18 protein-coding genes and 1 pseudogene are annotated in these 26,287 nt (G+C 44.2%); 17 read left to right on the top strand and 2 right to left on the bottom strand.

All coding sequences use genetic code 11. The annotated features are described in order from the left end of the window. Positions 1-423 precede the first annotated feature (423 nt). The gene (locus AB5706_RS22015) at positions 424-1,428 is read left to right on the top strand and encodes a calcium/sodium antiporter (RefSeq protein ID WP_195591159.1); all 1,005 of its coding nucleotides are present in this window, start codon (positions 424-426) and stop codon (positions 1,426-1,428) included. Between the two features lie 146 nt (positions 1,429-1,574). Here AB5706_RS22015 and AB5706_RS22010 read toward each other — a convergent pair whose 3' ends face one another. Next, positions 1,575-2,159, bottom strand: coding sequence for a manganese efflux pump MntP (locus AB5706_RS22010; RefSeq protein ID WP_195380247.1), 585 nt, complete (start codon positions 2,157-2,159; stop codon positions 1,575-1,577). A gap of 545 nt (positions 2,160-2,704) precedes the next feature. Here AB5706_RS22010 and feoB point away from each other — a divergent pair. From feoB to AB5706_RS21975, 7 genes are all read left to right on the top strand, one after another. Beyond that, positions 2,705-5,050 carry a ferrous iron transport protein B gene (feoB, locus tag AB5706_RS22005; protein WP_118579567.1) on the top strand — a complete coding sequence of 782 codons (2,346 nt, stop codon included), beginning with the start codon at positions 2,705-2,707 and terminating at the stop codon, positions 5,048-5,050. A gap of 102 nt (positions 5,051-5,152) precedes the next feature. Beyond that, positions 5,153-7,240, top strand: coding sequence for an efflux RND transporter permease subunit (locus AB5706_RS22000; RefSeq protein WP_256144570.1), 2,088 nt, complete (start codon positions 5,153-5,155; stop codon positions 7,238-7,240). Positions 7,241-7,521: 281 nt separating this feature from the next. Continuing rightward, on the top strand, positions 7,522-8,268 hold the full coding sequence (larB, locus tag AB5706_RS21995; RefSeq protein WP_368366318.1) for a nickel pincer cofactor biosynthesis protein LarB: 747 nt from the start codon (positions 7,522-7,524) through the stop codon (positions 8,266-8,268). Between the two features lie 48 nt (positions 8,269-8,316). Further along, positions 8,317-9,792, top strand: a complete 1,476-nt coding sequence (larC, locus tag AB5706_RS21990) for a nickel pincer cofactor biosynthesis protein LarC (RefSeq protein ID WP_368366317.1) — start codon at positions 8,317-8,319, stop codon at positions 9,790-9,792. A 183-nt stretch (positions 9,793-9,975) separates the two neighbouring features. Beyond that, on the top strand, positions 9,976-10,752 hold the full coding sequence (locus AB5706_RS21985; protein ID WP_118579579.1) for an ABC transporter permease: 777 nt from the start codon (positions 9,976-9,978) through the stop codon (positions 10,750-10,752). A gap of 87 nt (positions 10,753-10,839) precedes the next feature. Further along, on the top strand, positions 10,840-11,580 hold the full coding sequence (locus AB5706_RS21980) for an ABC transporter ATP-binding protein (RefSeq protein ID WP_118579582.1): 741 nt from the start codon (positions 10,840-10,842) through the stop codon (positions 11,578-11,580). Between the two features lie 70 nt (positions 11,581-11,650). Then, complete coding sequence (locus AB5706_RS21975) at positions 11,651-12,751, top strand: glycosyltransferase family 1 protein (RefSeq protein WP_173719426.1); 1,101 nt, start codon at positions 11,651-11,653, stop codon at positions 12,749-12,751. Positions 12,752-12,757: 6 nt separating this feature from the next. On the opposite strand, the pseudogene AB5706_RS21970 reads toward AB5706_RS21975, so the two are convergent. Then, positions 12,758-12,826 (bottom strand): annotated as a pseudogene (locus tag AB5706_RS21970) (DUF6783 domain-containing protein); the annotation flags it as partial. A 25-nt stretch (positions 12,827-12,851) separates the two neighbouring features. Between AB5706_RS21970 and AB5706_RS21965 the strand changes: the two are divergent. The 9 genes from AB5706_RS21965 (at position 12,852) to AB5706_RS21925 (ending at position 26,209) form a co-directional block, all read left to right on the top strand. Beyond that, entirely contained in the window at positions 12,852-13,844 is a 993-nt protein-coding gene (locus AB5706_RS21965; RefSeq protein WP_173735022.1) for a Stealth CR1 domain-containing protein, read from the top strand. Between the two features lie 77 nt (positions 13,845-13,921). Beyond that, positions 13,922-15,196, top strand: a complete 1,275-nt coding sequence (locus AB5706_RS21960; protein ID WP_195591152.1) for a CDP-glycerol glycerophosphotransferase family protein — start codon at positions 13,922-13,924, stop codon at positions 15,194-15,196. Between the two features lie 157 nt (positions 15,197-15,353). Then, complete coding sequence (locus tag AB5706_RS21955; RefSeq protein ID WP_118579597.1) at positions 15,354-15,770, top strand: FAD synthase family protein; 417 nt, start codon at positions 15,354-15,356, stop codon at positions 15,768-15,770. A gap of 67 nt (positions 15,771-15,837) precedes the next feature. After that, on the top strand, positions 15,838-17,103 hold the full coding sequence (locus AB5706_RS21950) for a CDP-glycerol glycerophosphotransferase family protein (protein WP_195591150.1): 1,266 nt from the start codon (positions 15,838-15,840) through the stop codon (positions 17,101-17,103). Positions 17,104-17,186: 83 nt separating this feature from the next. Further along, positions 17,187-18,389 carry a glycosyltransferase gene (locus tag AB5706_RS21945; protein ID WP_368366316.1) on the top strand — a complete coding sequence of 401 codons (1,203 nt, stop codon included), beginning with the start codon at positions 17,187-17,189 and terminating at the stop codon, positions 18,387-18,389. 1 nt (position 18,390) lies between these two features. Continuing rightward, entirely contained in the window at positions 18,391-20,679 is a 2,289-nt protein-coding gene (locus AB5706_RS21940; RefSeq protein ID WP_195591146.1) for a CDP-glycerol glycerophosphotransferase family protein, read from the top strand. Beyond that, positions 20,672-22,378, top strand: a complete 1,707-nt coding sequence (locus AB5706_RS21935; RefSeq protein WP_195591144.1) for a hypothetical protein — start codon at positions 20,672-20,674, stop codon at positions 22,376-22,378. Before AB5706_RS21940 ends, AB5706_RS21935 begins: the two co-directional genes overlap by 8 nt. Before the next feature lie 43 nt (positions 22,379-22,421). Beyond that, complete coding sequence (locus AB5706_RS21930; protein WP_226838143.1) at positions 22,422-24,395, top strand: ABC transporter ATP-binding protein; 1,974 nt, start codon at positions 22,422-22,424, stop codon at positions 24,393-24,395. Continuing rightward, the gene (locus AB5706_RS21925; RefSeq protein WP_195409716.1) at positions 24,386-26,209 is read left to right on the top strand and encodes an ABC transporter ATP-binding protein; all 1,824 of its coding nucleotides are present in this window, start codon (positions 24,386-24,388) and stop codon (positions 26,207-26,209) included. The genes AB5706_RS21930 and AB5706_RS21925 overlap by 10 nt, the downstream gene beginning before the upstream one ends. Positions 26,210-26,287 lie beyond the last annotated feature (78 nt).

The following is a 26,287-nucleotide window of genomic DNA, read 5'->3' as shown; positions in this document are numbered from 1 at the left end:
GTTGATGGAAGCATTATACTACATTGGGACATTTTCCTTTGTGGTATATTAGGACATTATCATAAATGGTTCATAAGAGAGCATATAGAGGAAGATTAAAGGTTGACTTCTTAACGGCAATTTGGTATATTAACTACACATATGGATTCTGTGAGGGAGTAGTTTGCGTGAAAACGTGGTTTGTCAACAGTCGCGGCTTTGATCGGATCTGATTCTGGCCTGGCAAATCTTAAAGAATGAGACTCATGTATGCATGTTATGGCATACATGGGTCTTTTTACATTTGCGGCAGATGTGATTCCAAAGAAGCAGGCTTATGAAGTAAATGCTGTTTTGTAGCATTCATTTTGCAGAAAGCCTTTTCAAACACACTCTGGAGAATTTGTAAAGATAAAAATATGCGGATAACAAAAGGAGAGTATTATGCAAAATATTATTAATGGATTGCCAATTGCAGCCGTTATTCTGCTGCTGGCAGTGGGATTTGCTTTTCTGGTAAAAGGGGCTGACTTTTTTGTGGAGGGAAGTTCCAGCATTGCGAAGAAGTTAAAGGTTCCGCCCATCATCATTGGTCTTACGATTGTGGCTATGGGAACTTCACTGCCAGAAACAGCCGTGAGTGTGACTGCTTCTCTGGTACAAAATAATGAACTTGCGGTCAGCAATGTAGTAGGATCCAATATTTTTAATCTGATGTTTGTAATTGGTGTCTGTTCGATTCTGACGCCAATTATGGTTCAGAAAGCAACTGTGGTAAGAGATATTCCCTTGTCTTTAGGCTGTGCACTATTTCTGCTTGTACTGGGAATTTCAGGACTGGGAGATAAGGCGGGAATGACGCTGGGTCATGCAGATGGAGTTATTTTCTTGATCGTGTTTGCCGGATATATTTTCACAATGGTACGAAGCGCAATGAAAGCCCGTGCTGCAGGACAGAAGGTTGAAATAGAAGGTGTTGAAGAATGTGATAATATGAAAGAGCTGTCATATGGCAAAAGTATCCTCTTTCTGATCGTGGGTGCAGCTGCAATTGCTTTTGGCGGTGACCTTACCGTTGATACAGCCAGCAGGATTGCAATAGAGCTTGGAATGAGCCAGACTCTGGTCGGGCTTACCATTGTGTCTATCGGAACTTCACTTCCGGAGCTTGTAACCTCTGTAGTTGCAGCAAGAAAAAATGAAGTTGATATGGCAGTTGGAAATGCAGTTGGATCTAATATTTTCAATATTCTGATGGTTCTTGGAATCTCATCTGCTATCAGTCCGGTAGCTTTGATCCGGGAAAACATAATCGATATAGTGCTTCTTATGGTATTTTCGGTTATGGTCTGGATCTTTGCAGGAACCAGGAAAAAAATTGAGCGCAAAGAGGGTATTATAATGGTAGTGGTATATCTGGTTTATTGCGCATATATTATTGCCCGTTAATAAAAGTAGAAAAAGCTTTCATCCATCCCGCAAAGGGAGAGATGAAAGCTTTTTTTTGATTGGAAAACAGGTGAAAATCAACGCTTGCATAGAAAAACGCCTGGCGGAACAGTACCAGCTGAATAGCGGTAAATATGCTGAAAAAATTAAAACATATTGCTGATAAAAATTTCCAGACCAATTGCGATAAGAATGACGCCGCCGAGAATATCCGCCTTGTTGGAAAGCCTGGTTCCGAAGCGTTTTCCAAGGGAAAGTCCGGTCATGCAGATAAAGAATGTGACTATGGCAATGATCAGGGAACAGACAAGAGCCATCAGCCAGTCATACTCTGAGATGGTGAATCCTACGGACAGGGCGTCAATGGAGGTTGCAATGCCCTGAATGAAAAGGGCTTTGGGACCAACTCCCGGAATTTCATCACCCTCATCGGTTCCCCGGATACCATTGATCAGCATGGAGCCTCCGATATAGCAAAGAAGGATCAGCGCAATCCATGGAATAAATTTCTCAAATGTCCTGAAGTATCCTACAATGGTGTGGACACATAACCATCCGGTCATTGGCATGATGGCCTGGAAAGCACCGAATGTGCCTGCAATGCCGCACATTTTTTTCATGCGCATCTTAGGCTCGTGAAGGCCGTTTGCCAGGGACACAGAAAAAGCATCCATTGCAAGTCCGACTCCAAGCAGGGCGCTGTTCAGAAAAAACACAAAACTGTAGTTCATTTTTACGTTCCTCCGTAATGTATTTTATTACTGGTTTCCATTTTTTTATTTGCTGTGGAAACAGATCTCTCGGCGAAGCTTTTTACAGCATGAAAAAAGACCCGATATATAACCACAGGCTATATATGGGTCATCTGCATTCTTATAAAAGGACAGACTCCATGTATAGCATAACGTTATACATGAGTCTCGCAATTTAATGCAAGCCAGATCGAAACACTGCTCTGAAATCTGCTGTTCATTCAGTGAACAGCAATCTATACAAACAGATTCATACGGTCGGTATGTTGACTTGCCACGCGTCTGTGGACACGCTTGCTACTCCCTCACAGGGAAACCTTGTTTCGTAACTTTATCAGATAATGATAAAATTGTCAATAATTTTTCTCAATAATATTGACATCCTGATGATATTAGAATAAACTAACTCCTGTAACATTAATGATAAAATTTATCATTAGCAGACGAATTTTATCAAAAATGGTTGCTGCTTAGTTTTGAACAGCAACAAAAATCTTACATATGGGAAAAGAGGACAAGTACATATGACATTAAAAGACCTTCCCATCGGGAAAACTGCCACAGTTACAGTAGTAGGAGGAGAGGGTGCCCTGCGGCAGCATTTCCTGGATATGGGAATCATTCCCATGGCGGACGTGACCATGGTAAAATATGCACCTATGGGTGACCCTGTTGAAGTCAGGATACATAGCTATGAGCTGACCCTGCGTCTTGCAGATGCTGCCCAGATTCAGATTGATAATGTAAGGGATGAAAAAGAACAGAAACGAGGCAGCCGTGTCAGGGCGATTCCTCATCCAGGTCTGGGCGAGGGCGGTAAATATCATGAAAAAGCAGATGAACATCCCCTTCCGGATAGTGAGCTTCTTACCTTTGCGCTGGCAGGAAACCAGAACTGCGGTAAAACAACCCTGTTTAATCAGTTAACCGGCTCCAGTCAGCATGTAGGCAACTTTCCGGGAGTTACTGTAGACCGCAAGGATGGTATTATCCGTGGGAAAAAGAATACTCTGGTGACAGACCTGCCGGGAATTTATTCCATGTCCCCCTATACCAGCGAGGAAATCGTAACCAGAAGCTTTATTCTGGAACAGCATCCAAAAGGAATTATCAATATTGTGGATGCAACCAATATTGAAAGAAATCTATATCTTACCATGCAGCTGATGGAACTGGATGTTCCTATGGTCCTGGCATTGAATATGATGGACGAGGTAAGGCAGAATGGCGGTTCTGTACGTGTGAACCAGATGGAAGAGGCGCTTGGAATTCCTGTAGTACCTATTTCAGCAGCGAAAAATGAGGGAATCGATGAACTGGTAGCCCATGCGATCCATGTGGCAAAATATCAGGAAAAACCAAAGCGTCTGGATTTCTGCGATGCAAACGATGATGGCGGTGCTGTTCACAGATGTCTTCATGGAATTATGCATCTCATTGAGGATCATGCTCAGCAGGCAGATATCCCGGTACGTTTTGCAGCCAGTAAGCTTGCGGAAGGGGATGAACTGATCCTGGAAAAGCTTGGGCTGGATCAGAATGAAAAAGAAACCCTGGAGCATATTGTAAAGCAGATGGAGACGGAGCGTGGGCTTGACCGGTCCGCGGCGATTGCCCATATGCGCTTTGACTTTATTGAAAAAGTCTGCGCTGAGACCGTGATTAAGCCTCATGAAAGCAAGGAGCATCTGCGCAGTCAGAAGATGGATAAAATACTTACAGGCAAATATACAGCCATTCCATGCTTCGCAGGAATTATGGCTCTGGTTTTCTGGCTGACCTTTGGTGTGATCGGAAAGGGACTTTCAGATCTTCTGGATATGGGAATTACCTGGCTGACTGCAGTGGTGGATCAGGCCATGACTGCATGGAACGTAAATAATGTGCTTCATTCTCTTGTAATTGACGGTATTTTCAATGGAGTTGGAAGTGTGCTCAGCTTTCTGCCGATTATCGTCACCCTGTTTTTCTTCCTGTCACTTCTGGAAGACAGTGGATATATGGCCAGAGTTGCTTTTGTAATGGATAAGCTGCTTCGAAAGATTGGACTTTCCGGACGAAGTATTGTCCCAATGCTTGTAGGCTTTGGATGCACAGTTCCTGGCGTTATGGCAAGCAGAACCCTGCCCTCAGAGCGTGACCGTAAGATGACGATCCTCCTTACTCCTTTTATGAGCTGTTCGGCAAAGCTTCCTATTTATGCTTTCTTTACAGCTGCCTTTTTCCCGAAATACGGTGCACTGGTAATGATAGCACTTTATTTCGGCGGAATTATTATGGGAATCCTGATGGCACTGATTTTTGGAAAAACCATGTTTAAGGGAGAAGCGGTTCCCTTTGTAATGGAGCTTCCTAATTATCGTCTTCCAGGTGCAAAAAACGTTGGCCAGCTTCTTTGGGAAAAGGCAAAGGATTTTCTTCAGAGAGCCTTTACTGTTATTTTTGTGGCAACCATTGTGATCTGGTTTTTACAGACCTTTGATCTGCATTTGAATATTGTGACAGATTCCAAAGACAGTATTCTTGCAGTACTTGCCGGATTTATTGCACCGGTATTTGGGCCTCTTGGCTTTGGAGACTGGAGATTTTCCACAGCTCTTGTAACAGGTTTCATGGCAAAGGAGAGCGTGGTTTCCACATTGTCCATATTATTTGGAAGCACAGCGGCACTGGTGGAGGTGCTTTCTCCGCTGGCAGCAGTGTGCCTTCTTACCTTCTGCCTTTTATATACGCCTTGTGTAGCCGCGATTGCTTCTGTGAAACGTGAGCTTGGCGGAAAATGGGCAGCTGGAGTGGTGATCGGACAATGTGTGATCGCCTGGATTGCGGCATTTTTGGTAAAAATCGTCGGCGTTTTGATCGGATTTTGAGAAAAATGACTATTTTTCATTTTTGTTAAAAATAATATTGACTATTGGTCATTTTGGGTTATACTATAGTACGAAAGAAATGAATTTAAGGAGATGACATCAATGGTCAAAGTAGGAAAATGGATAGCCAAGCATAAGGTCCTGGTGCTTTTGATCGGACTTTTGCTGGTAATCCCGTCTGTGATCGGAATCGCAGAGACGAGAGTCAATTATGATCTGTTAAGTTACCTGCCGGATACCCTTGAGACAGTAAAAGGTCAGGATATTCTGGTAGATGAGTTTGGTATGGGCGCCTTTTCCATGGTAATTGTGGAGAATATGGATATGAAGGATGTCCAGAAGCTGGAAGAGAAATTCAGTGAAGTAGAGCATGTAAAGGATGTTCTCTGGTATGATGATGTGGCGGATATCACTCTTCCGGTAGAGATGATTCCTGAGAAGTACAGAAAGGTATTTATAAATGGCGATGCAACCATGATGCTGGTTTTGTTTGATAATACCACATCTTCAGATACTTCCATGGAAGCTATCACAGAACTACGTAAGATTGCCAACGAGCAGTGCTTCCTCAGTGGCATGACAGGAGTTGTTACAGATATTAAGAACATTGCCATGCAGGAGCTGCCGATTTACGTTGTGATCGCAGCAGTACTCAGTCTGATCATTCTGGAGCTGACAAGCGGATCCTTTGTTGTTCCGTTTTTGTTCCTGCTTAGCATCGGACTTGCTATTCTTTACAACCTGGGAAGCAATGTTATTTTAGGCGAGACTTCTTATATTACGCAGGCACTTACCGCGGTACTTCAGCTTGGTGTTACCATGGATTATTCCATTTTCCTTCTGAACAGCTACGAGGAAAATAAGAAGCGTTTCCCTGGTGAAAAGGATCGTGCCATGGGGCATGCCATTGCCAATACTTTTAAGTCTGTAGCTGGAAGCTCTGTTACCACAGTAGCCGGCTTCGTTGCACTTTGTGTTATGACCTTTGCTCTTGGACGTGACCTTGGTATTGTTATGGCAAAGGGCGTTATTATTGGTGTTATCTGCTGTGTAACCATTCTTCCGGCACTGGTTCTGTTTTTTGACAAGCCTATTGAGAAGACACAGCATAAGCTGCTTCTTGCCAGAATGGATAAACCGTCTGCATTTATTACGAAGCATTATAAGCTTTGGACTGTGATTTTCCTGGTGCTTCTGCTTCCGGCTATTTATGGAAACAATCATACAAAGATTTACTATAATATTGCAGAATCCCTTCCATCCACTTTGGATTGCAACATTGCCAATGATGAGCTGGAGAAAACTTTCGCAGTAGGCAATATCCATATGATTATGATGGATAAGAATATGGACTCCAAGCAGAAACAGCAGATGTTAAATGATATTGATAAGGTTGAGGGTGTGAAGTGGAGTCTGGGTATGAATTCCCTGATCGGACCTACCGTTCCGGAGTCTATGATCCCGGATGATCTGAAGAAGATTTTCAAAGGAGATCAATATGAGCTTGCATTTGTATGCTCTGAATATGGTTCTGCTACAGATGAGGTAAATGCCCAGCTTGCAGAAATTGATAAAATAGTAAAGAAATACGATAATACTGCAATGGTAATCGGTGAGGCACCGCTTATGAAAGATCTTCAGGATACCACAGATGCCGATCTGGTTCGTGTAAATGTAATCTCCATCGGTGCCATTTTCCTGATCATTATGATTATCTTTAAATCAATTTCCCTTCCGATCATTCTGGTTGCGGTTATTGAGTTTGCGATTTTTGTCAATATGGCCATTCCGTACTATCAGGGAATCAGCCTTCCGTTCGTTGCAAGTATTGTTATTGGTGCCATCCAGCTGGGTGCAACCGTTGACTATGCGATCCTGATGACTACCCGTTATCAGAGAGAGAGACAGCACGGTAAGAATAAGATGGAAGCCATCAGCATTGCCCATAAGACCAGCATGCCGTCCATTATCAGCAGTGGTCTCAGCTTCTTCGCAGCAACCTTCGGTGTTTCCTGTTATTCACAGGTTGAGATGATCGGTTCTATCTGTACATTGCTTGCCCGTGGTGCGATCATCAGTATGGTAGTTGTACTGTTTATCTTACCAGCTATGTTTATGATCTTCGATAAACTGATCTGTGTTACATCTATTGGTTTCCTTGGAGATAAAAAGGCAGCCAAAGCGAAATAAAACATAATCAGACGTCCTGGGAGCGCTGATTACGCTCAGAACAGCCGGCTTTGGAAGAAATCCGTTACGGTTCGCTCCGTGACAAGTAACACGCTTCGCGATGCATAGAAATCCTGCTTCAGCAAAATGAGGCAGGATTTTTTTGTTGAATAAAAGAGAAGAAAACGTTATAATTGTGTTGCATTTTAGAGCCTGTTTGAAAAAACATTCCCGCAAATTGTGACGCACATTTTGCAGAATGCCTTTTTCAAACACGTTTTAGGAAATGGAGTGATTTGTACATGACACTAGAAGAAATCCTTGCCCAGGTGCAAATGGGAGGACTTTCTCCGGAAGCAGCAGGGAAGCTGATTCGACAGGATGGTTACAAGGAAATGGATTATGCCAAGCTGGATACGGGGAGAAAAGCCCGTACTGGTTTCGCAGAGGTGATTTACTGCAGCAATAAGGCAGATGTCCATTTGCTGAAAATATTTGAACGTTTATATATGGAAGAGGGAGAAGTACTTGGAACAAGGGCTTCCCAGGCACAGTATGAGCTGGTGAAGGAGAAGTTTCCGGAAGTTCAGTATGACCCTGTTTCCAGAATCCTGAAAATAGAGAAACCAGATAAGATTCATGAGGGAAAGGTGGCTGTCTGTACTGCAGGCACTGCAGATATTCCAGTGGCCGAGGAAGCAGCACAGACTGCAGAATATTTTGGAACTCACGTGGAACGGATTTATGATGTTGGTGTAAGTGGAATGCACAGGCTGTTTTCCAGGCTGGAGATCATTCAGGACGCGAATTGTGTTGTGGCTGTGGCTGGCATGGAGGGTGCTCTTGCCAGTGTTATGGGCGGTCTTGTAAGCCGACCGGTGATCGCGGTGCCTACGTCTGTGGGATATGGAGCGAATTTCCATGGATTATCAGCACTTCTGACCATGATCAATTCCTGTGCCAATGGAATTGCCACCGTGAATATTGACAATGGATATGGAGCCGGATATCTGGCAACGCAGATGAACCGGCTGGCGCTTGGTAAGTAAGAGACACAAATTGAAAAGCAATTTGATAAATTTGTAACGAGGAGAATTATGGGAAAATCATTATATCTGGAGTGTTATTCCGGAATCAGTGGTGATATGACAGTGGCAGCACTGCTGGATCTGGGAGCAGATCAGAAGGTGCTGGAGGATGTACTTGAAAGTATTCCGGTGCAGGGATTTGAGATAAAAGTAAGCAGGGTGACGAAATCCGGGATTGATGCCTGTGATTTCGATGTAATCCTGGATGCAGAGATAGACGGACATGACCATGATATGGAGTATCTGCATGGACATGATCATAGTCATACGCATGGGGCAGAAGAACATAATCACCAGTATGAGCATAGCCATGAGGCAGCTGCAAAGAATGTGGCAGCACATGGACATGATCATGGAGATGAGATAGCAGCACATACTCACGAGCCCCATCGTCATCACAAACATCGCGGCATGAACGAAATCCGCCAGATACTTGCTGATACGAAGATGACTGACAGTGCCAGAGGTATTGCCCTTAAAATTTTTCAGATCCTGGCAAGGGCAGAAGCAAAAGCCCACAATGTTCCGGTGGAGGAGGTGCATTTCCACGAAGTTGGGGCTGTGGATTCTATTGTAGATATTTTGTCCGTGGCAGTCTGCCTGGACAATCTTGGAATTACAGAGGTCATTGTACCTGTATTATGTGAAGGAATGGGTACGGTCCGCTGCCAGCATGGCATTTTACCAGTTCCGGTTCCGGCGGTAACCCATATTGTACAGCAGTGTGGCCTGGATCTGCGGATCACTCCGGTACAGGGTGAACTGGTAACTCCTACAGGTGCGGCAATTGTGGCAGCAGTACGTACTTCCTGCAAATTACCGGAGACCTTTGCAATTGAGAAAACAGGTATCGGAGCTGGCAAGAGGACGTATGAGTGCCCGGGAATCCTGCGTGCAATGCTGATTCACCCGGAAGAATCCCATAAACCGGAAAAAGCGGTGGGAATTCCGGCAGGAAATGAAAGTGCGGCAAATGAAACTGCTGAAATTTTCAATCGGGAAGCTGCTGCCAAAATTCAGACCGGTGTTACGGAAAGCGCGGATTGTGCAGATTACATCTACAAGCTGGAAACAAACATCGATGACTGCAGCGGTGAAGTACTTGGCTTTGTCATGGAGAAGCTTTTTGAGGCCGGTGCAAGGGATGTGCATTATACTCCTGTATATATGAAGAAAAACCGTCCTGCATGGCTTCTTACCGTAATCTGTAAGGAAGAAGATGTCCCGGGAATGGAAGCTTTGATTTTTGCAGAAACTACCAGTATTGGTATCCGCAGGGTCAAGATGGAGCGCACGATTTTGCCCCGGAGAAAGCGGAAAGTAATGATTCCCTTCGGTGAGGTGGAAGTGAAAATCTGCGGTTCAGAAGGAGCAGAGAAATGCTATCCAGAGTATGAAAGCCTGGCGGAAATCTGCAGAAAGACTGGAATTTCTTATGCAGAAGCCTACCAGATGGCAGTAGATGCAAGTAAGAATCTGGAATGATTGATGTTATTGGTCACGGAGTAACACAGTAACTGATTGATCGCTTCCAGGTTAAATCGCAATATTGCAACCTGGGAAAGAGTATGTTACAATACAGTTTGGCTTTTTTCCAAAAAGAAGTTTATATACGAATGCTTTGGATAAAACAGAAAGCCAAATTTTTCAAAATATAATGGAGTGAATATGAAGAAATATTTAGATAATCTCAGACAGTATCAGTTCCTGTTAAGTGAGCTGGTCAAAAAAGGAATCAAGCTGAAATATCGTCGTTCCTACCTTGGTATTTTGTGGTCCATGCTAGAACCACTGCTTTCCATGGTGGTACTGACCATTGTCTTCGGAACCCTGTATGGAAACACGGACAAAACATTCCCTGTATACATTCTTTCCGGACGTCTTCTGTACAGCTTTTATTCCTCTGCAACCAAAGCTGCGCTGAAATCCATCCGGTCCAATGCAGCAATGATCAAGAAAGTGTATGTACCGAAATATCTGTATCCACTTTCAACTGTAATTTATAATTATATTATTTTTCTGATCTCCCTGGTTGTGCTTGCCATTGTAGGCGTGATCCTGGGTGTGAAACCGACTATTTATCTGCTTCAGGCACCGGTTGCCTTGATCATCATTCTGATCCTTTCCTACGGAAGTGGAATGTTCCTTGCAACTATCGGTGTATTTTTCAGAGATATTGAGTACCTCTGGTCTGTTGCCCTGATGCTGATCATGTATACATGTGCCATCTTCTATTATCCAAGCAAGCTGCTGAAGAGTGGCTGGGCATGGATCCTGAAGTTCAATCCTCTGTACTGTACCATTCAGATTTTCCGATCTGCAATCTTCGGAGAGCCTATGTATGCGCCATATGTAATTTATGCAGCTGCATTCAGCGTAGTAATCACCATCATCGGACTTGTATGCTTCAAGAAAAAACAGGATAATTTTATTCTGTACATCTAGAACCTGTTTGAAAAATCATTCCCTGCAGAAAGTATTTTTCAAACACGCTCTAAACTACCATTTACAGGAACATGTTAAGGAGAAAATATGAGCAAGACAGCCATTGAAGTCGATAACGTAAGCATGAAGTTCAACCTGAGCCGTGAGAAGGTTGACAGCTTAAAAGATTATATATTTAAAACCATTAAGAGAGAAATCCAGTACAATGAATTCTGGGCTTTGAAGAATGTAAGCTTCAGCGTGGAAAAGGGAGACCGTGTAGGTATCCTTGGTCTTAACGGAGCTGGAAAAAGTACTCTTCTTAAGGTGATTTCCGGTGTATTCAAGCCTACAGAGGGTCATGTGGACAAACATGGGAAAATGGTTCCCCTTCTGGAACTTGGCGCTGGTTTTGACCCGCAGTATACAGGAAAAGAGAATATTTACCTGTATGGTGCCATGCTTGGATATACCAAGAAATTTATTGACAGCAAATATGATGAGATTGTAGAATTCTCTGAACTTCAGAAATTCATGGATGTTCCGGTGAAAAATTATTCCTCCGGTATGAAATCCAGACTTGGCTTTTCCATTGCCACAGTAGTAGAACCGAAGATCCTGATCCTGGACGAGGTCCTTTCCGTAGGTGACGCCAAGTTCCGTAAAAAAAGTGAAAAGAAGATCATGAGTATGTTTGACTCAGGTGTTACCGTCCTTTTTGTATCCCATTCTCTGGAACAGGTACAGCGCCTTTGCAATAAGGCCATGATTCTGGAAAAAGGCAAACTGATCGCATACGGCGACATTGATCCGATCTCTGAGCAATACAGTAAAATGATAGGTGGCTGATTATGAAAAAGGAATTAACCCGGGAAGTTTCCAGATATGACAAGCTGGTAAAGCGTTTAGAAGGTGAAAAATGAAAATCCTGCAGGTAGGGCTGGGAAATAATCCTGGCGGTATGGAAGCATTTGTAATGAATTATTTCAGGGAACTGGCCAGACAGGGAGTATCCTTTGATTTTGTATCCATGTATGGAACGATTGCTTATGAGAAAGAAATCCAGGAGCTTGGTGGACGGGTTTTTTATGTTCCCAATATAAAAAAAGATTACTTTGGCTATATAAAGGCCTTTCGGAAGCTCCTTTCCCAGGAAAAGTACGATGTCGTGCATGTGAATATGCTTTCAGCAGCCAATATCGTACCACTTCGCCTGGCGAAGCAGGCTGGAGTGAGAAAGGTGATCGCACATTCCCATAACGCTTCAGCACCGGGAATTGTGCGTAAGCTGATGGATGGCATGAATCGTCCCAGAATAAAGCATTATGTGAATGAGAAGTTTGCCTGTTCCGAAAAAGCAGGCAGATGGCTGTTCGGAGATAAGGCTTTTGAACGGGGAGAAGTAACTTTGGTTGCAAACGCAATTGAGACAGATAAATATGGCTTTTCAGAGTCAAACAGGCGGAAAATCAGAGAGAAGCTGGGGATTTCCGGGGATGCCCTGGTAGTAGGGCATGTAGGCAGGTTTCAGGTTCAGAAGAATCATGAGGCCATTCTCCGTATTTTCCATGAAATCCAACGAAAAGAGCCAGCTGCAAGGCTTTGCCTTATAGGTGACGGCGAATTAAAGGAACAGATCCAGGAGCAGGCTAAGAAGGCGGGTGTCCTGGATAAAATCATATTTACGGGAGTATGTCAGGACGTGGAGCGGTACTTAAGCGCCATGGATGTTTTCCTGTTTCCTTCTTTATTTGAGGGACTTCCCTTTACTCTTCTGGAAGCTCAGGCCAATGGCCTGCCCTGTGTGATTTCAGACCAGATCACAGGAGAAGCAGTACTCTCCCGGGAAAATGTGACGATGATTTCTCTGGCAGAAAGCCCGGAGAAATGGGCCAAAGCTGTGTTTAAGATGAAGGAAGCCGGGAGAATCGAAAGAGAAGAAGCGGCCAGAAGGCTGGCAGAAGCAGGATTTGACATCCATAAGGAAGGGCAGAAGCTGATGCTTCTGTATGGCAGATAAGCTGACTGAGAAAGCTTTAGAGCGTGTTTGAAAAAGGCTTTCTGCAAGATGTGCGTCACAATTTCTAGACCGCAACCATTTAAAGAGCAGGAGAATAGGAATGGAAAAAATAGATTTTGTGCTTACCTGGGTGGACGGCAGTGACCCTGACTGGCTTGCACAGCGCAGGGAATATCAGCCTGGCAGGGGAACTGACGCCGGGGAGAGCAGATACCGCGATTGGGACAATCTCCAGTACTGGTTCCGCGGTGTGGAGAAATTTGCTCCCTGGGTAAATAAAATATATTTTGTCACATGGGGACATGTTCCAAAGTGGCTGAATACAGCGCATGAGAAGATTCAGATTGTAAAGCATGAGGATTTTATGGCGCCTGCTTATCTTCCTACCTTTAATATTAATTCCATAGAACTGAATCTTCACCGAATAAAAGGATTGTCAGAGCATTTTGTCTTTTTTAATGATGATATGTTTCTCATTGATTTCGTGAGACCGGAAGATTTTTTCAAAAACGGATTTCCCTGTGACTGCTGTATTGAGACCGCCCTTGTGCAGGACAATATCCGCAACCCTTTTGCCAATATTCTTATGAATGATGCAGCTCTTGTCAATATGCATTATAATAAAAAAGAAGTAATCAAAAAGCAGGCAAAAAAATGGTTCAGTCCGGCTTATGGAGCAATGCTCTTCCGCAATGTGCTGATGCTGCCTTATCGTGAATTTTCCAGTTTTAAATATTCACATCTTCCAAGTCCTTTTTTGAAAGCAACCTATTGGAAAGTATGGGACGAAGAAGGCGCTGTTCTGGATGAGGTTTGTAAGAATCGTTTCCGTACAGTATTCGATGTGAACCAGTACGTGATGAAATACTGGCAGTACATGGAAGGGAAATTTACGCCCCAGTCACCGAAGCTTGGAAGATTTTATACCATAGGAAAACATGATCAGCAGATCCACCATACCATTCGCAGACAGGCGTGTAAGATGATCTGCCTTAATGATGATGTGAATGTGGGTGATTTTGAGAAGCAGAAGAAAGAAATTCAGAGAAGCTTTGAAGTGATTTTTCCAGAGAAATCGTCTTTTGAGATGTAATTGCAGAAAGCCTTTTTCATACAGGCTCTGGTGTATCGTAATTTTTGTCAGGCAAATTATAGAAACGAGGGTAAGAGATGACAAAGGATTCCCTTAAAAGGAAAATAAAAGAAGAGGGTCTGGCTGGAAGTGTTCTTTATTATCTGGGTCGCTTTTGTTCAAAAGCGGAGCTTGCCATGGTGGGAAAATGGTTCGGGAATCACGGGAAGCTCCGTCAGAACTGCATTGTGCTGAAAAACCGTACCATGCAGGACATGACAGACAATCCCAGGGCCTTTTATGAATATCTGATTCAGAATAAAATAAATGAGAACTATCAGATTATCTGGATGGTTTCCGATAAGAAAAAATGTAAGAAACTGAAATGCAAGAATGTTAAATTTGTAACGGCAGAGAATAAATATGGCTGGTCCAGCCCCCTTTCTTATTATTATGGTGCTGTTGCAGGATTTTTTTTCTATACAAACAATACAGCTTACCTGAATTTTTACCATTGTAAAGGGCAGACCACAGTGAACATGTGGCATGGCTGCGGCTATAAAGATGCAGCCAAAGACAACAAGCCGCCAGAAGGAAAAAGCATGATGCATTTTGACCATGCCATGGTGCCGGGACCTGTGTTTGTGGAAACAAAATCCCGTTACTGGAACTGTGAGAAAGAGAAGATTCTTGCCCTTGGCTATCCAAGATATGACTGGATGCTCCATCCATCTGTCAGCCGTGGGGAGGCGCTGGAGAAGCTTTTTTCCCATAAGGATATGAAAACCGTGATCTGGATGCCTACTTTCCGAAAAAGTGAGGTGCTGATCAGCGCAGAGAATGAAATTGAACTTCCCTTTCAGCTTCCTGCATTGGAGAGCGAGGCGGAGCTGAAAGCACTGGATGTTCATTTAAGGGAATGCGGAATATTTCTGATCATCAAAAAACATCCCCTTCAGTCTGGCTGGTCCCTGGATGAAGGTGCGTATACCAATATCCGTTATGTGACAGAAGAAATGCTTCAGAAATCGGGCATTCAGCTGTATGAACTGGTGGGACTTATGGATGGACTGATTTCGGATTATTCCTCCATTGCAGTAGACTATATGCTTCTTGACCGACCTCTGGGCTATGTGCTCACAGACCTGGAAAGCTATCGAAATACAAGAGGATTTGTATTTGAAAATCCGGAAGCATATATGCCAGGTGAGAAGATTTACAATTTAGAGGATCTGAAGGACTATTTTTCCCATACCGCAGTGGGAGAGGATCCTTTTAAAGAAGAGAGAAGAAGATTATTGCCTGCAATGCACACTATGCCAAAGAAGTCAGGTTACTGCGAGGCACTTGCAGAGTATTTGAATATAAAGTAAAATAAAAGCAGAAGTTACCCATCCAAAAAGGTTCTAGTACATCATTTCGTAAATAATTATATCAATCGGATTCACAGACAAGTGAGTGGTATAGTTATTTAGAAAACAATGTGCTATGATTATTTTTTCGAAAAAAACAGATACAGGAGAGGGATAAATGGGAAAGGTAATCGGATACACACAGGGAACTTACGATATGTTTCATATCGGTCATCTGAACCTGATCAAAAATGCCAAGAGAAGATGTGATTATCTGATCGTAGGCGTAAATACAGATGAGCTTGTGGAAAGCTATAAGAATAAAAGACCTATCGTGCCATTGGAAGAGCGGGCAGAGATCGTCCGGTCTATTAAATATGTGGACGAGGTGATCATCACAAATACCCTTGATAAAAAAGAAATCTGGGATAAGATCCGTTTCGATGAAATTTATATCGGAGATGACTGGAAGGGAAATGAGCGCTGGGAGCGCACCGGGAAAGAGATGGAAGCCCTGGGAGCCAGGCTGGTTTATCTTCCCTACACCAAAGATACTTCTTCTACAATGCTTCGTGAGAAACTGAAAGAGTATTAATGCGGACTGATTTAGAGCCTTTTTTAAACAGGCTCTGGATTGTAATATATTAAGAAAGGTAAAATCCATGGAAAGAGCACAGAGAATTCTAAAGAAATTTTCAAAAATCCTGAAAGAGCAGGGCGCAGGACCTTTGTTCACCACTTTCAAAGGCTATGTGACTTACGCTTTATATGACCGCTGGAAAGTGAGAAGACTTCGCAAATTCCCCCCGCGTATGGTGAAAAACAGAATCCTGTTTGAGACAAATGATGATTTTACAGACAATTGCCGGGCTCTTTTTGATTATATGGTTGCAAATGGATATAATAAAAAATATGAGCTTGTCTGGCTGGTTCATGAGCCGGAGAAGTATAAGAAATACCAGGCGGAGAATGTGAAGTTTGTTCGCAATTTCAAGAAGAACACGACGATCCGCAGGGCAGCAGCTTACCACTATGCATTGACCTCAGCCTTTATTTTTTACACCCAGGCGTTTAACTGGATCGGAATGGCAAGAAAGGGTCAGACTTTTGTAAATCTCTGGCATGGCTGCGGCTACAAGGCGAACAAGAACAACCGCAAGGTATTTTTCGACTACTGTCTGGTGCCAGGAGATGTGTTTATTGAGACGAAGAAAGAGTTCTTTGGCTGCAGTTCCAGGAAGCTTCTTGCACTTGGCTATCCCCGTTACGATCAGATGATGAAGGGCAGCGACGCCGCAAGAGCATATAAGGAAAAGCTTCTGAAAGCAGCTGACAGTGACAGGCTGATCCTGTGGATGCCTACCTACCGTCATGCAAGCAGCGAGAGACTGAATGAGGAAACGCTGAACAATGAATTTAATATTCCGATCCTGGACGATAAGGAGCGGCTTCTTGCTTTTAATAATTTCTGTCGTGATAATCATGTACTTGTGGTAATTAAGAAGCATTATCTCCAGATTCCATATGACTTTGGAGAAAATGTGCTGACAAACATTGTTTACCTGGAAAATCAGGATCTGGAAGACAATGGCTTGCAGCTTTATGAGTTTATCAACTGTTCGGATGCCCTGATTTCTGACTATTCTTCTGTGGCAATTGATTATCTGCTTCTCAACAGACCTATTGGATTTACTCTGGATGACTATGATGCCTATACGGAGTCCAGAGGATGGGTATTTGAAAATCCACTGGAATACATGCCAGGAGAACATATTTACAATGTACAGCAGTTTGAACAGTTTGTTCTGGATGTCAAAAATGGAAAAGATGACTATGAGAATCAGCGTAAGGCGATTCTTGCAAAGACTCATAATGTAACAGATAATTACTGCAAACGTGTTCTGGATTATTTCAAAATTACGGTATAACAGAGAAAATACGAAAGCCTTTTTTACATGCTTCAGGATTTATCCCGCAAAAGGAGGAAGCCCCTGCAGGGGTGGTATATAACATGAAAATATGTATCTGGATAACAAAAATCTTTGATCTGGGCGGAACCAAGAGAGTGGTTTCCCTGTTGGCCAACGAGCTGGTGAAAGAGCATGAAGTGACGATCATGACTTATGAAGACCGCTTTCGTGAAGACCGCACCATGTATCATTTAAGTGAAGATATCAATGTGGATTTCATTGACAACAGCCAGTTCGTGAATAAGCATCATACCCCGGCTTTCTGCGCCCGCTATCTGGTGAAGAAGCTCAATGACAGATCTGGTCTGTTTAATAAAAAAAGCCTGAATCCCATTCTTGCAGAAGCAATTTTTCCTAAAAAAACAAGAGAGAAATGGGTGGAATATTTCAATTCCCAGGATTATGACGTGATCCTTACCACAGCATCCTTAAGCCTGAGACTTGCCATGATCGCGCCCCGGCTAAAAGCCGCAACCATCGGCTGGCAGCATAACTGCTATGACGGATATCTTCATGTGAAGCCTGTTGTCTTCTGGCAGCAGGAGAACCTTCTTCAGCAGTATCTGCCAAATCTGGACCGCTACATTGTGTTGAGTGATTATGATAAGCGGGACTATATGGAGAAGCTTGGAATAGATTGTGAAGTAAAAATCAATCCCAGAAGCTTTGTCAGTGAAAAGAAGTGCGATGTGAAATCCAAACGTTTTCTCATGGCGACCCGTTTCGTATATGCCAAAGGACTGGATCTGATGATGGAATCCTTTGAAGAGTTCTGCAAAGAGGATTCGGAGTGGGAGCTTGATATCATCGGAGACGGAGATCTTTTTGACCAGATCAGGGCAGATGCGAAGAAGCGTCATCTGGAGAAGCGTGTCCATTTTGTAGGATATACCAATGAGCCTGAGAAGTATTATCTGAATTCTTCTGTTTTCCTTCTTCCATCCAGATGGGAGGGCTGGCCTATGGTGATTATGGAAGCCTTTGAGTTTGGCCTTCCGGTGATCGCTTATCATATGGGCGCCATGGATCTGATCATTGATGACGGAAAGACCGGTTTCCTTCCTGAAGCGTTTGATCCCCACAAATTTGCCCAGGCCATGCTGAAACTGGCACATGATGAAGAGCTTCGTGCCCGGATGTCTGCGAACGCCATTGCCAAGTCTGATGATTTCTCTATCGACAAGGCTGTGAAAGAATGGGACAGACTTTTTGAACGTGTAGTTGCGAAGAAGAGGGGGAAGTGACATGAAGATCACCGTGAACAACCTGAAGAAGCTGGTGAAAAAGCTGGTCCGCCCGGATGAAAATTCCGGTAAAGAAAAGGACACTTTTGAGGCTGCCTTAAAGAGAGCCAGGGAAGAGGCAAAATACAATCTTACGGAGGAGCTTCGGGAGAAGTACGCGGATTTTCTTGACAGTCCCATAAAAGAAAAATGTATACTATACGAGGCATTTGGGGGCAGAGGCATGACCTGCAGCCCTCATGCCATTTTCAAGTATTTGCTGACCCAGACAGAATTTCAGGAGTATCTCCATGTCTGGGTCATTGACGATTTTTCGGATAATGAACCATGGATGGGACTTTACAGGGATGATCCAAATGTGAAATTTATTAAATTCCAGTCTGTAGAATACAGGGAATATCTGGCTACAGCCAAATATCTGATCAATAATGTAAGCTTTCCCGGATATTTTACCAAACGTAAGGAGCAGATCTTTGTGGATACCTGGCACGGAATCCCGTTAAAAACCATTGGATTTGATATTCCGGCAGGCAAGGTGAGTGCAGGAAATACAGTAAGGAATTTCCTTGCAGCAGACTATCTGATCGCGCCCAATCATTTTATGGCAGAGATTTATGAGAATGCGTTCAAAATGAAAAATCTTTATCCCGGAAAAATCCTGGAAATCGGGCAGCCCCGTAATGACAGCTATTTTCACACAGACCGGGAGGCCATATTTAAGAAGCTGCAGATGGCAGGCGTGGAGGCAGATCCAAAGAAGAAGCTGATCCTTTATGCGCCTACCTGGAAGGGCAGCAGGTATTCCAGCCCTGATACCAGCCTGGATGCCTATGAGAAGATGATCCGCACTATCGAGGAGAATGTGGATACCAGGGAGTACCAGGTGCTGGTGAAGCCTCATCAGATTGTATACTACCACATTAAAGACACAGTGGGGATAACCGGCCAGTATATTCCTGCAACCGTAGATACCAATGAGCTTCTTCGTGCTACAGATGTTCTGATTTCCGATTATTCCAGTATTTATTTTGACTATCTGGTATCGAAAAAGCCCATTTTGTTCTTTATCCCGGATCTTGCAGAATATAAAAATTACAGAGGCTTATACTTCGGAATTGATAAGCTGCCGGGTCCTGTTGCAGAAACTTATGAGCAGCTTGGAGATTATGTGAAGGATGCCGAAAGAGCCATGGAGCCATACCGGAAGGTTTACGAAAGGGAAGCAGCCTGGGCGTGTCCGCAAGATGACGGAGAGGTCTGCCGCCGCCTTGCAGACATTGTGTTCCACGGAAAAGAAGATTCCCGGTGTATAGCCTGTCAGGATGAGGCGCAGTCACCAAAGAAAAAGCTTTTGATGTATGCCGGTGATTTTTCGGAGGGAGATGACACCGAAGCATTTCTTGGACTTGCAGAGAACCTGGATTTTCAGAAATACGATGTTACCCTGCTTGTGTGCGGTGGTGGAGACGATTTTGCAGAAGAACAGATCATAGGTCTTCCTACCGGGCTTCGGATCCTTTACCGTGGTCAGCCTTTTAACGGAAAAGCGGAGGAAATCGCGAAGAATGAGCTGTTTTTGAAGGGAAAAATAAAAGATATTCCACATGCTTTTTACAAGAGAGAGGCAAGGCGCCTGTTTGGAGAGGCGAAATTCGACTGTGCAATTGACCTTACCGGGAAAAAGAGCCTGTTTTCAGTGGTGGCAAAGGAGATGGAGGGCGTTCGGTTTTTCCAATACAATGCACGTTTTGTCCGGGAAAAACAGATTGCAAAGGAGCTGGCAGGCCAGCAGGTAATCGTATCTGCCACAGAAAGCTACTTTATTGCCAGATACCAGGGAAACAATCCAGCTGTTATTACCGTGGAAGCCATTCCGGCACCGGATACAGAGAAAATCAATTATATCTGCATGTACCAGCAAAAAGCCCAGAACGTTCTGAAAGCTTTTTGCCGTCTGGAGAAAAATACCTGTCTTTACATTACCGGAAAAGGGAAAGGGTATCAGAAGCTGAAAGCTATGGTTTCAGATCTTCACCTGGAGGGAAGGGTAATCCTTACCGGATGGCTTGAGAAACCCTTTGCATTTATGAATCTGTGCGATTATTTTATCTGCCCGGAAGGGGAAGAAGAAAGCCTGGGTACCCTTGCTGCAAAAACCATGAATATGAAGCTGCTGGCAGAAGACTGCACAACGGAAATGCCTTACAGCTTCCAGGCCAGATCTTGGAATCAGGAACAGAGTGAGAAGCTGGATGAGCTGATAGAAGGTAAGAGGACTTCAGATGAATGAGATAGAGAAGATTTTGAAAGATAATATGGAGGATTATGAGAGCGTGAAGCGTCAGGCTCTGAAATTCATCCATGAGAATAAGAAAGAACTTTCCAAAAACTATGCCTACGCAGAGGTATGCGGGAATCCGGTGGATGCTTCCCATTTTTTCTTCCTTATAGATGAAAAAAAGCCTGGCAGTGACCTGCTTCTGGAAATGCTGGACTATGCGCTGAAGAATTATGTTTCCTCTGAGAAGGCGAGTGTTACGGCCTGCATAAAAGGCGGTTTTCATCTGGTGAAAAAAACAGGTGTGGACTATGTAAAAGAGGAAAGTCGTGAATATCTGGAGGCGCTTTCCCAGGCAGGTTACATTATCGGTAATATGGTTCTGCCAGGCTCTTTTGTGAAAAAAGAAACACAGGTTTATTTTAATCCCATGCTGGAAATTTATGATAGGAAGTCTGTGGAGACAGCAGAGTTTCTCTCAGTTACGGCAAGGGAGCTTCTGAAAACAGATTATATCTGTGCTCCGTCTAAGAGCAAAGCGAAGGAAGCATGGCTGGAAAAATGCACCCTGGGAAAAGTCTATGATGGAAAAGTGATCATAGAGAAAAAGGAAGGATTAAAAGAAGGCAGAGGCAGTCTTCTGGAGTGTATCCGAAGTCAGAATGCAGTGCCTGGAATGGAGTTTTTCTCCCTTCGAAATCAGGAGGAAAGGAAGAAAGTCCTGATCCTTAGCAGCTGGAAAGCCGAGCGGGAGGCTAAGCTTGTTGTCCGAAAGCTTGCAGACAGTATGGACAGGGAAAAATATGATACGGTTATTTATAGTGGCTGGCTTGGAAGCAGGGGAGATGTGAAAGAATTTCTCGCCTTTGAAAAAGAGCTTCCAAAAGTGATGGGCGCAGGAAGGATGACTTTGAGTGAGGAAGATTTCCTGAATTACCGTATGATTGAGAAAAATCCGGCTCTTTATCTGGAAAATCCGGAAATACGAAGATATATGCGAATGCTTGCCCAAAGAGAGTGGGGCAGGCTGTTCGGCAGCAGTTCCTGGGATGTGGTAATCATGGCTGGAAGTACCGGGTATCTGCCATATTATCTGGCAGCAGAGGCATCAGCAAAAATGAAAGTTCTGGTGGATCTTGATTTTCTGCCTTACATCCATGAAAAATATCCGGCAAGATGGCGAAAAGCCCTTACTGTATTTGACCGGATATATGCTCCGGCAGATTGCCAGCAGCTGGGAGACTACGGAAAGGAAAACCGCCTTCGGATAATGCGCCTTCCGGTACTTGCTGCAGCCAGACCAGAAGAAAACCAGGTGGAAACGGTTTCCTACAATGGTGAGACTTACCTTGTGTGTGGGAAATGGAACCTGCAGGGAGAACGTATTTCCATGAAGCTGGTACAAAAGCCGGTTCCGGGAAGTATTCTGGTAAATGGTGAGCTTGCACCAACTGCAGAGCAGAAAAAAGCATTGGAGCAGCTGTCGAAGGAGCACAGGATTTATGTGCTGGGGGCACAGAGCGCCGCCTATAAAAGTCTTTTGCCAGAAGCAGTGATCCTGGATGGATATGTGAAAAAAGAACTGTATCTGCAGCCTGCGGCCTGGGAATTTTTTGGAGCCTTTGAGAGTTATGTAGGAAACAAGGCCTTGGAATATGATGCATTGGAAAGAATATGTAAAACTTTTGGAGTGAAGGAGGACATTCCTTGATTCGTTCAGGGAGTGTCCTTTTTCTATAAAATGGGGGGAAAGTATGAATACGAAGAATAAAACCGGGAAATTCCGGATCATTTTCCGTTTCCTGAAAGGAAATATCCGGTTTTTTGTGGGAACGCTATTATTTTCGATGTTGTTTACAGCATGTAATGCGTTGATCCCACAGATCGTGAAATACACAGCAGACCATATTCTGGTGCTGGATGGAATTCCGGATGGTCTGAATGTGCGGCAGACACTGCTTCTGGCAGCACTTCTGGTAGCTGCTTCGGCAGTTCTTTCGGGAGTTTTTAATTACTTAAGTAAAATGTGCCTGGCAAAAGGCTCAGAGAATTTCCTGAAATCCATCCGTGACACCTTGTATCACCACACCCAGTATCTGCCTTTTTCCTGGCATGTAAAGCACCAGACCGGGGAGATCATTCAGAGATGTACCTCTGACGTGGAAGTGATCCGTAACTTTGTGTGCAGGCAGCTGCCGGAGGTGTTTCGAATCTGTTTCCTGATCGTACTGTATCTGGGAATCATGTTTTCCATGAATGTGCAGATCACACTGGCTGCGGCAGCTTTTTTCCCGGTGATCATCGGTTATTCCTGCTATTTCTATTCCAGGATCGGGAAACGTTTTCAGGATGCTGATGAGGCGGAGGGGGCACTTTCCAGTACCGTGCAGGAGAATCTGACTGGAGTTCGTGTAGTGCGTGCTTTTGGTAGAGAAAAGTATGAGATCGATCGGTTTGATGAGAAAAATAATGCCTACTCCAATTTATGGGTATATCTTGGAAAACTGATGAGCGTTTACTGGGCATCGGGAGATTTGATCACCAACCTGCAGGTGCTGGTGGTTATGGTGACTGGTGTTGTTTTTGCCGTGAATGGACAGATCACATTGGGCGAGTTTATGGCATTTATTTCCTATAATGCGTCCCTGACCTGGCCGGTGCGAAGCCTGGGAAGGATTATTTCAGATATGAGTAAGGCTGGGGTTTCCATGGAACGTGTGGCTTATATTCTGGAGGCTGAGGAAGAAGATGCTGCTGTAAAGTGTGAAGCTAAGTCTACAGACAGAAATGAAAATGCAGAGAATATTGCGAAAAAGAAGAAGGCAGGACAGAGTGAGGCAACTCTGGCTTATAAGATTCCTGCGCGGACAGCAGAGCAAACGAGTGAGGATTCCGAAAATAAAGGCTGTGGAGAAAAGCAGACTTTGGGACCTGTCAGTGGAATGAAAACTGCCATGGATGGCGATATCTGCTTCCGCGATGTATCTTTCGGTTATTCTCCAGACCACCCGGTTCTGAAAAATATCAATTTCACAATCCCATCCGGAAGCACCTTTGCAATCCTTGGCACAACTGGAAGTGGAAAATCAACTCTGGTCCATTTACTGAACCGTTTATATGATCTGCCGGAAGACTGCGGCAGTATTACCATTGGCGGTACAGACATTCGTGACATTGACCGTCAGTACCTGCGCCAGAATATCGGCATGGTACTCCAGGAACCGTTCCTTTTCTCCAGAACCATCCGTGAGAATATTGGCATCACAAAGGAGAAGCTTCTGGATGAAGAAATCCGCCATGCAGCGGAGATTGCCTGTGTAGATGAGTCAATTCTTCATTTTACAGACGGATATGACACCATCGTAGGTGAGCGTGGCGTCACTTTGTCCGGTGGACAGAAGCAGCGTGTTGCAATTGCCAGAATGCTGATGAAAGAAGCTCCGATCCTGGTATTTGACGATTCCCTATCCGCAGTAGATACGGAGACAGACAACAAGATCCGCAAAGAACTGAAAAAAGAGATGGAGAAAGCAACGGTTATTATGATTTCCCACCGGATCACATCTCTTATGCAGGCTGACTGTATTATTGTGATGGACAAGGGAGAAATCCAGCAGATGGGTACCCATGAGGAACTGATCCACCAGGAGGGACCATACAAAGACATTTATGAGATCCAGATGAACAGTGACATCCGTCTCATGGAAGGAGGTGCAGCATGCGAATAGAAGAAAAAGAATATACAAAGTCTATTGATATTTCCATCTGGAAAAAGGTTTTCCCTTTCCTTGCACCCCGGAAAAATGTGCTGATTATGGTAATTGTGATGAATATTCTCTGCTCAGCAGTGGATATTATCATGCCGTTATTTCAGCGACAGGCCATTGATTCCTTTATCGAGAAAAATACTCTGGCAGGACTTGGAGGATTTATTGCGCTGTATATTGCAGTGATCGTCTTTCAGATGTGGTCCGTCATCTGTTTCACCAGAGGCTGCATGACACTTGATGTCGAAACAGGCCGTGATATGAAAAGGGCATTGTTTGTTCATCTTCAGAAGCTGTCTTTTTCCTACTACAATGCAACTCCGGTTGGATATATCCTGTCCAGGGTAATGAACGACGTAGCCAGGATCACAGAGTTGATCGCCTGGGATGTGATCGATATGCTGTGGGCTATCTTTTATGTAGTGGGTGTGTTTGTTGCAATGCTGTTTCTGAACTGGAAACTGGCTTTGGTGATCATGCTGATCGTTCCAGCTATTGCAGTCCTTACCTGGTATTTCCAGAATAAGATCCTCACATGGAACCGTCAGGTGAGAAAAATCAATTCCAAGATCACAAGTGGCTACAACGAAGGAATTATGGGCGCGAAAACTGTGAAATCCCTGGTTGTGGAGGAGAAAAACTTCCGGGAGTTTGCCTCTGTCACTGAGGAGATGAGAAGTGCGTCTATCAAGGCTGCCAGATTAAATGCAATTTATATTCCGCTGGTAGTTTTCTTTGGAGCTCTGGCAACTGCCCTTGTACTGGAGCGTGGTGGCATTATGGTTCTGAATGGAAGTATGGACATAGGAACACTTGCTGCATTTACTGCATATGCAGTTGGAATTTTTGAACCAATTCAGAGGCTTGCAGGAATTTTGTCCCAGTGCATTTCTGCTCAGGCAAATATTGAGCGGGTGACCTCCCTTCTGGAAGAGAAGCCCCAGGTGATAGACTCCCCAGAGGTTCTGGAAAAGTATGGAGATTTCTTTGATCCCCACAAGGAGAACTGGGAACCCATTAAAGGCGACATTGAGTTTGAAAACGTTTCATTCCAGTATCCCGATGGAAAAGAAGAGGTGCTCAGCAACTTCAACCTGAAAATTCCGGCTGGTACCAATGTGGCAATCGTCGGAGAGACCGGTGCAGGAAAAAGTACGCTGGTGAACCTGGCCTGCCGTTTCTTTGAGCCCACTAAGGGAAGAATCCTCATCGACGACAGAGATTACCGTGAGCGAAGTCAGTTGTGGCTGCACAGCAACATCGGGTATGTGCTTCAGAATCCCCATCTGTTCTCCGGGACTGTGATGGAGAATATCCGTTATGGAAGACTGGATGCCACTGATGAAGAAGTAAAGGCTGCTGCGAAGGCAGTTCATGCCGATGAGGTAGCCGAAAAGCTTGACAAAGGTTATGACAGTGACGTAGGTGAAGGCGGCGACCGTCTCTCCACCGGAGAAAAGCAGCTTCTTTCCTTTGCCCGCGCAGTACTGGCAGATCCCGCCATTTTCGTTCTGGACGAAGCAACCTCCTCCATTGACACCAAAACCGAGCAGCTGATCCAGCAGGCCACAGACAAACTATTGAAAGGCCGCACTTCCTTCCTGATCGCCCACCGCCTGTCCACCATCCGAAACGCCGACCTGATTCTGGTAGTCCGTGACGGTAAGATCGTAGAGCAGGGAAAACACAAGGAACTGTTGGCGAAGAAAGGCTACTATTACCAGTTGGTACGGCAGCAATTTGCGGATGAGGAGTCCAGGAAGGTACTTAGCTAAGTTGCTATTTAGTTGATTAAAAGTTCTTCAATGCGGACGCATTTGGACAATGTGTATTACTCACTCGCCGGCGCAACG

The organism is Ruminococcus sp. RTP21484sp1_RTP21277st1_D2_RTP21277_210401 (assembly GCF_040924225.1).
Lineage (GTDB): Bacteria > Bacillota > Clostridia > Lachnospirales > Lachnospiraceae > Blautia_A > Blautia_A faecis.
The sequence above is the reverse complement of the archived record's forward strand: the minus strand, read 5'-3'. Positions and strand labels throughout refer to the sequence as shown.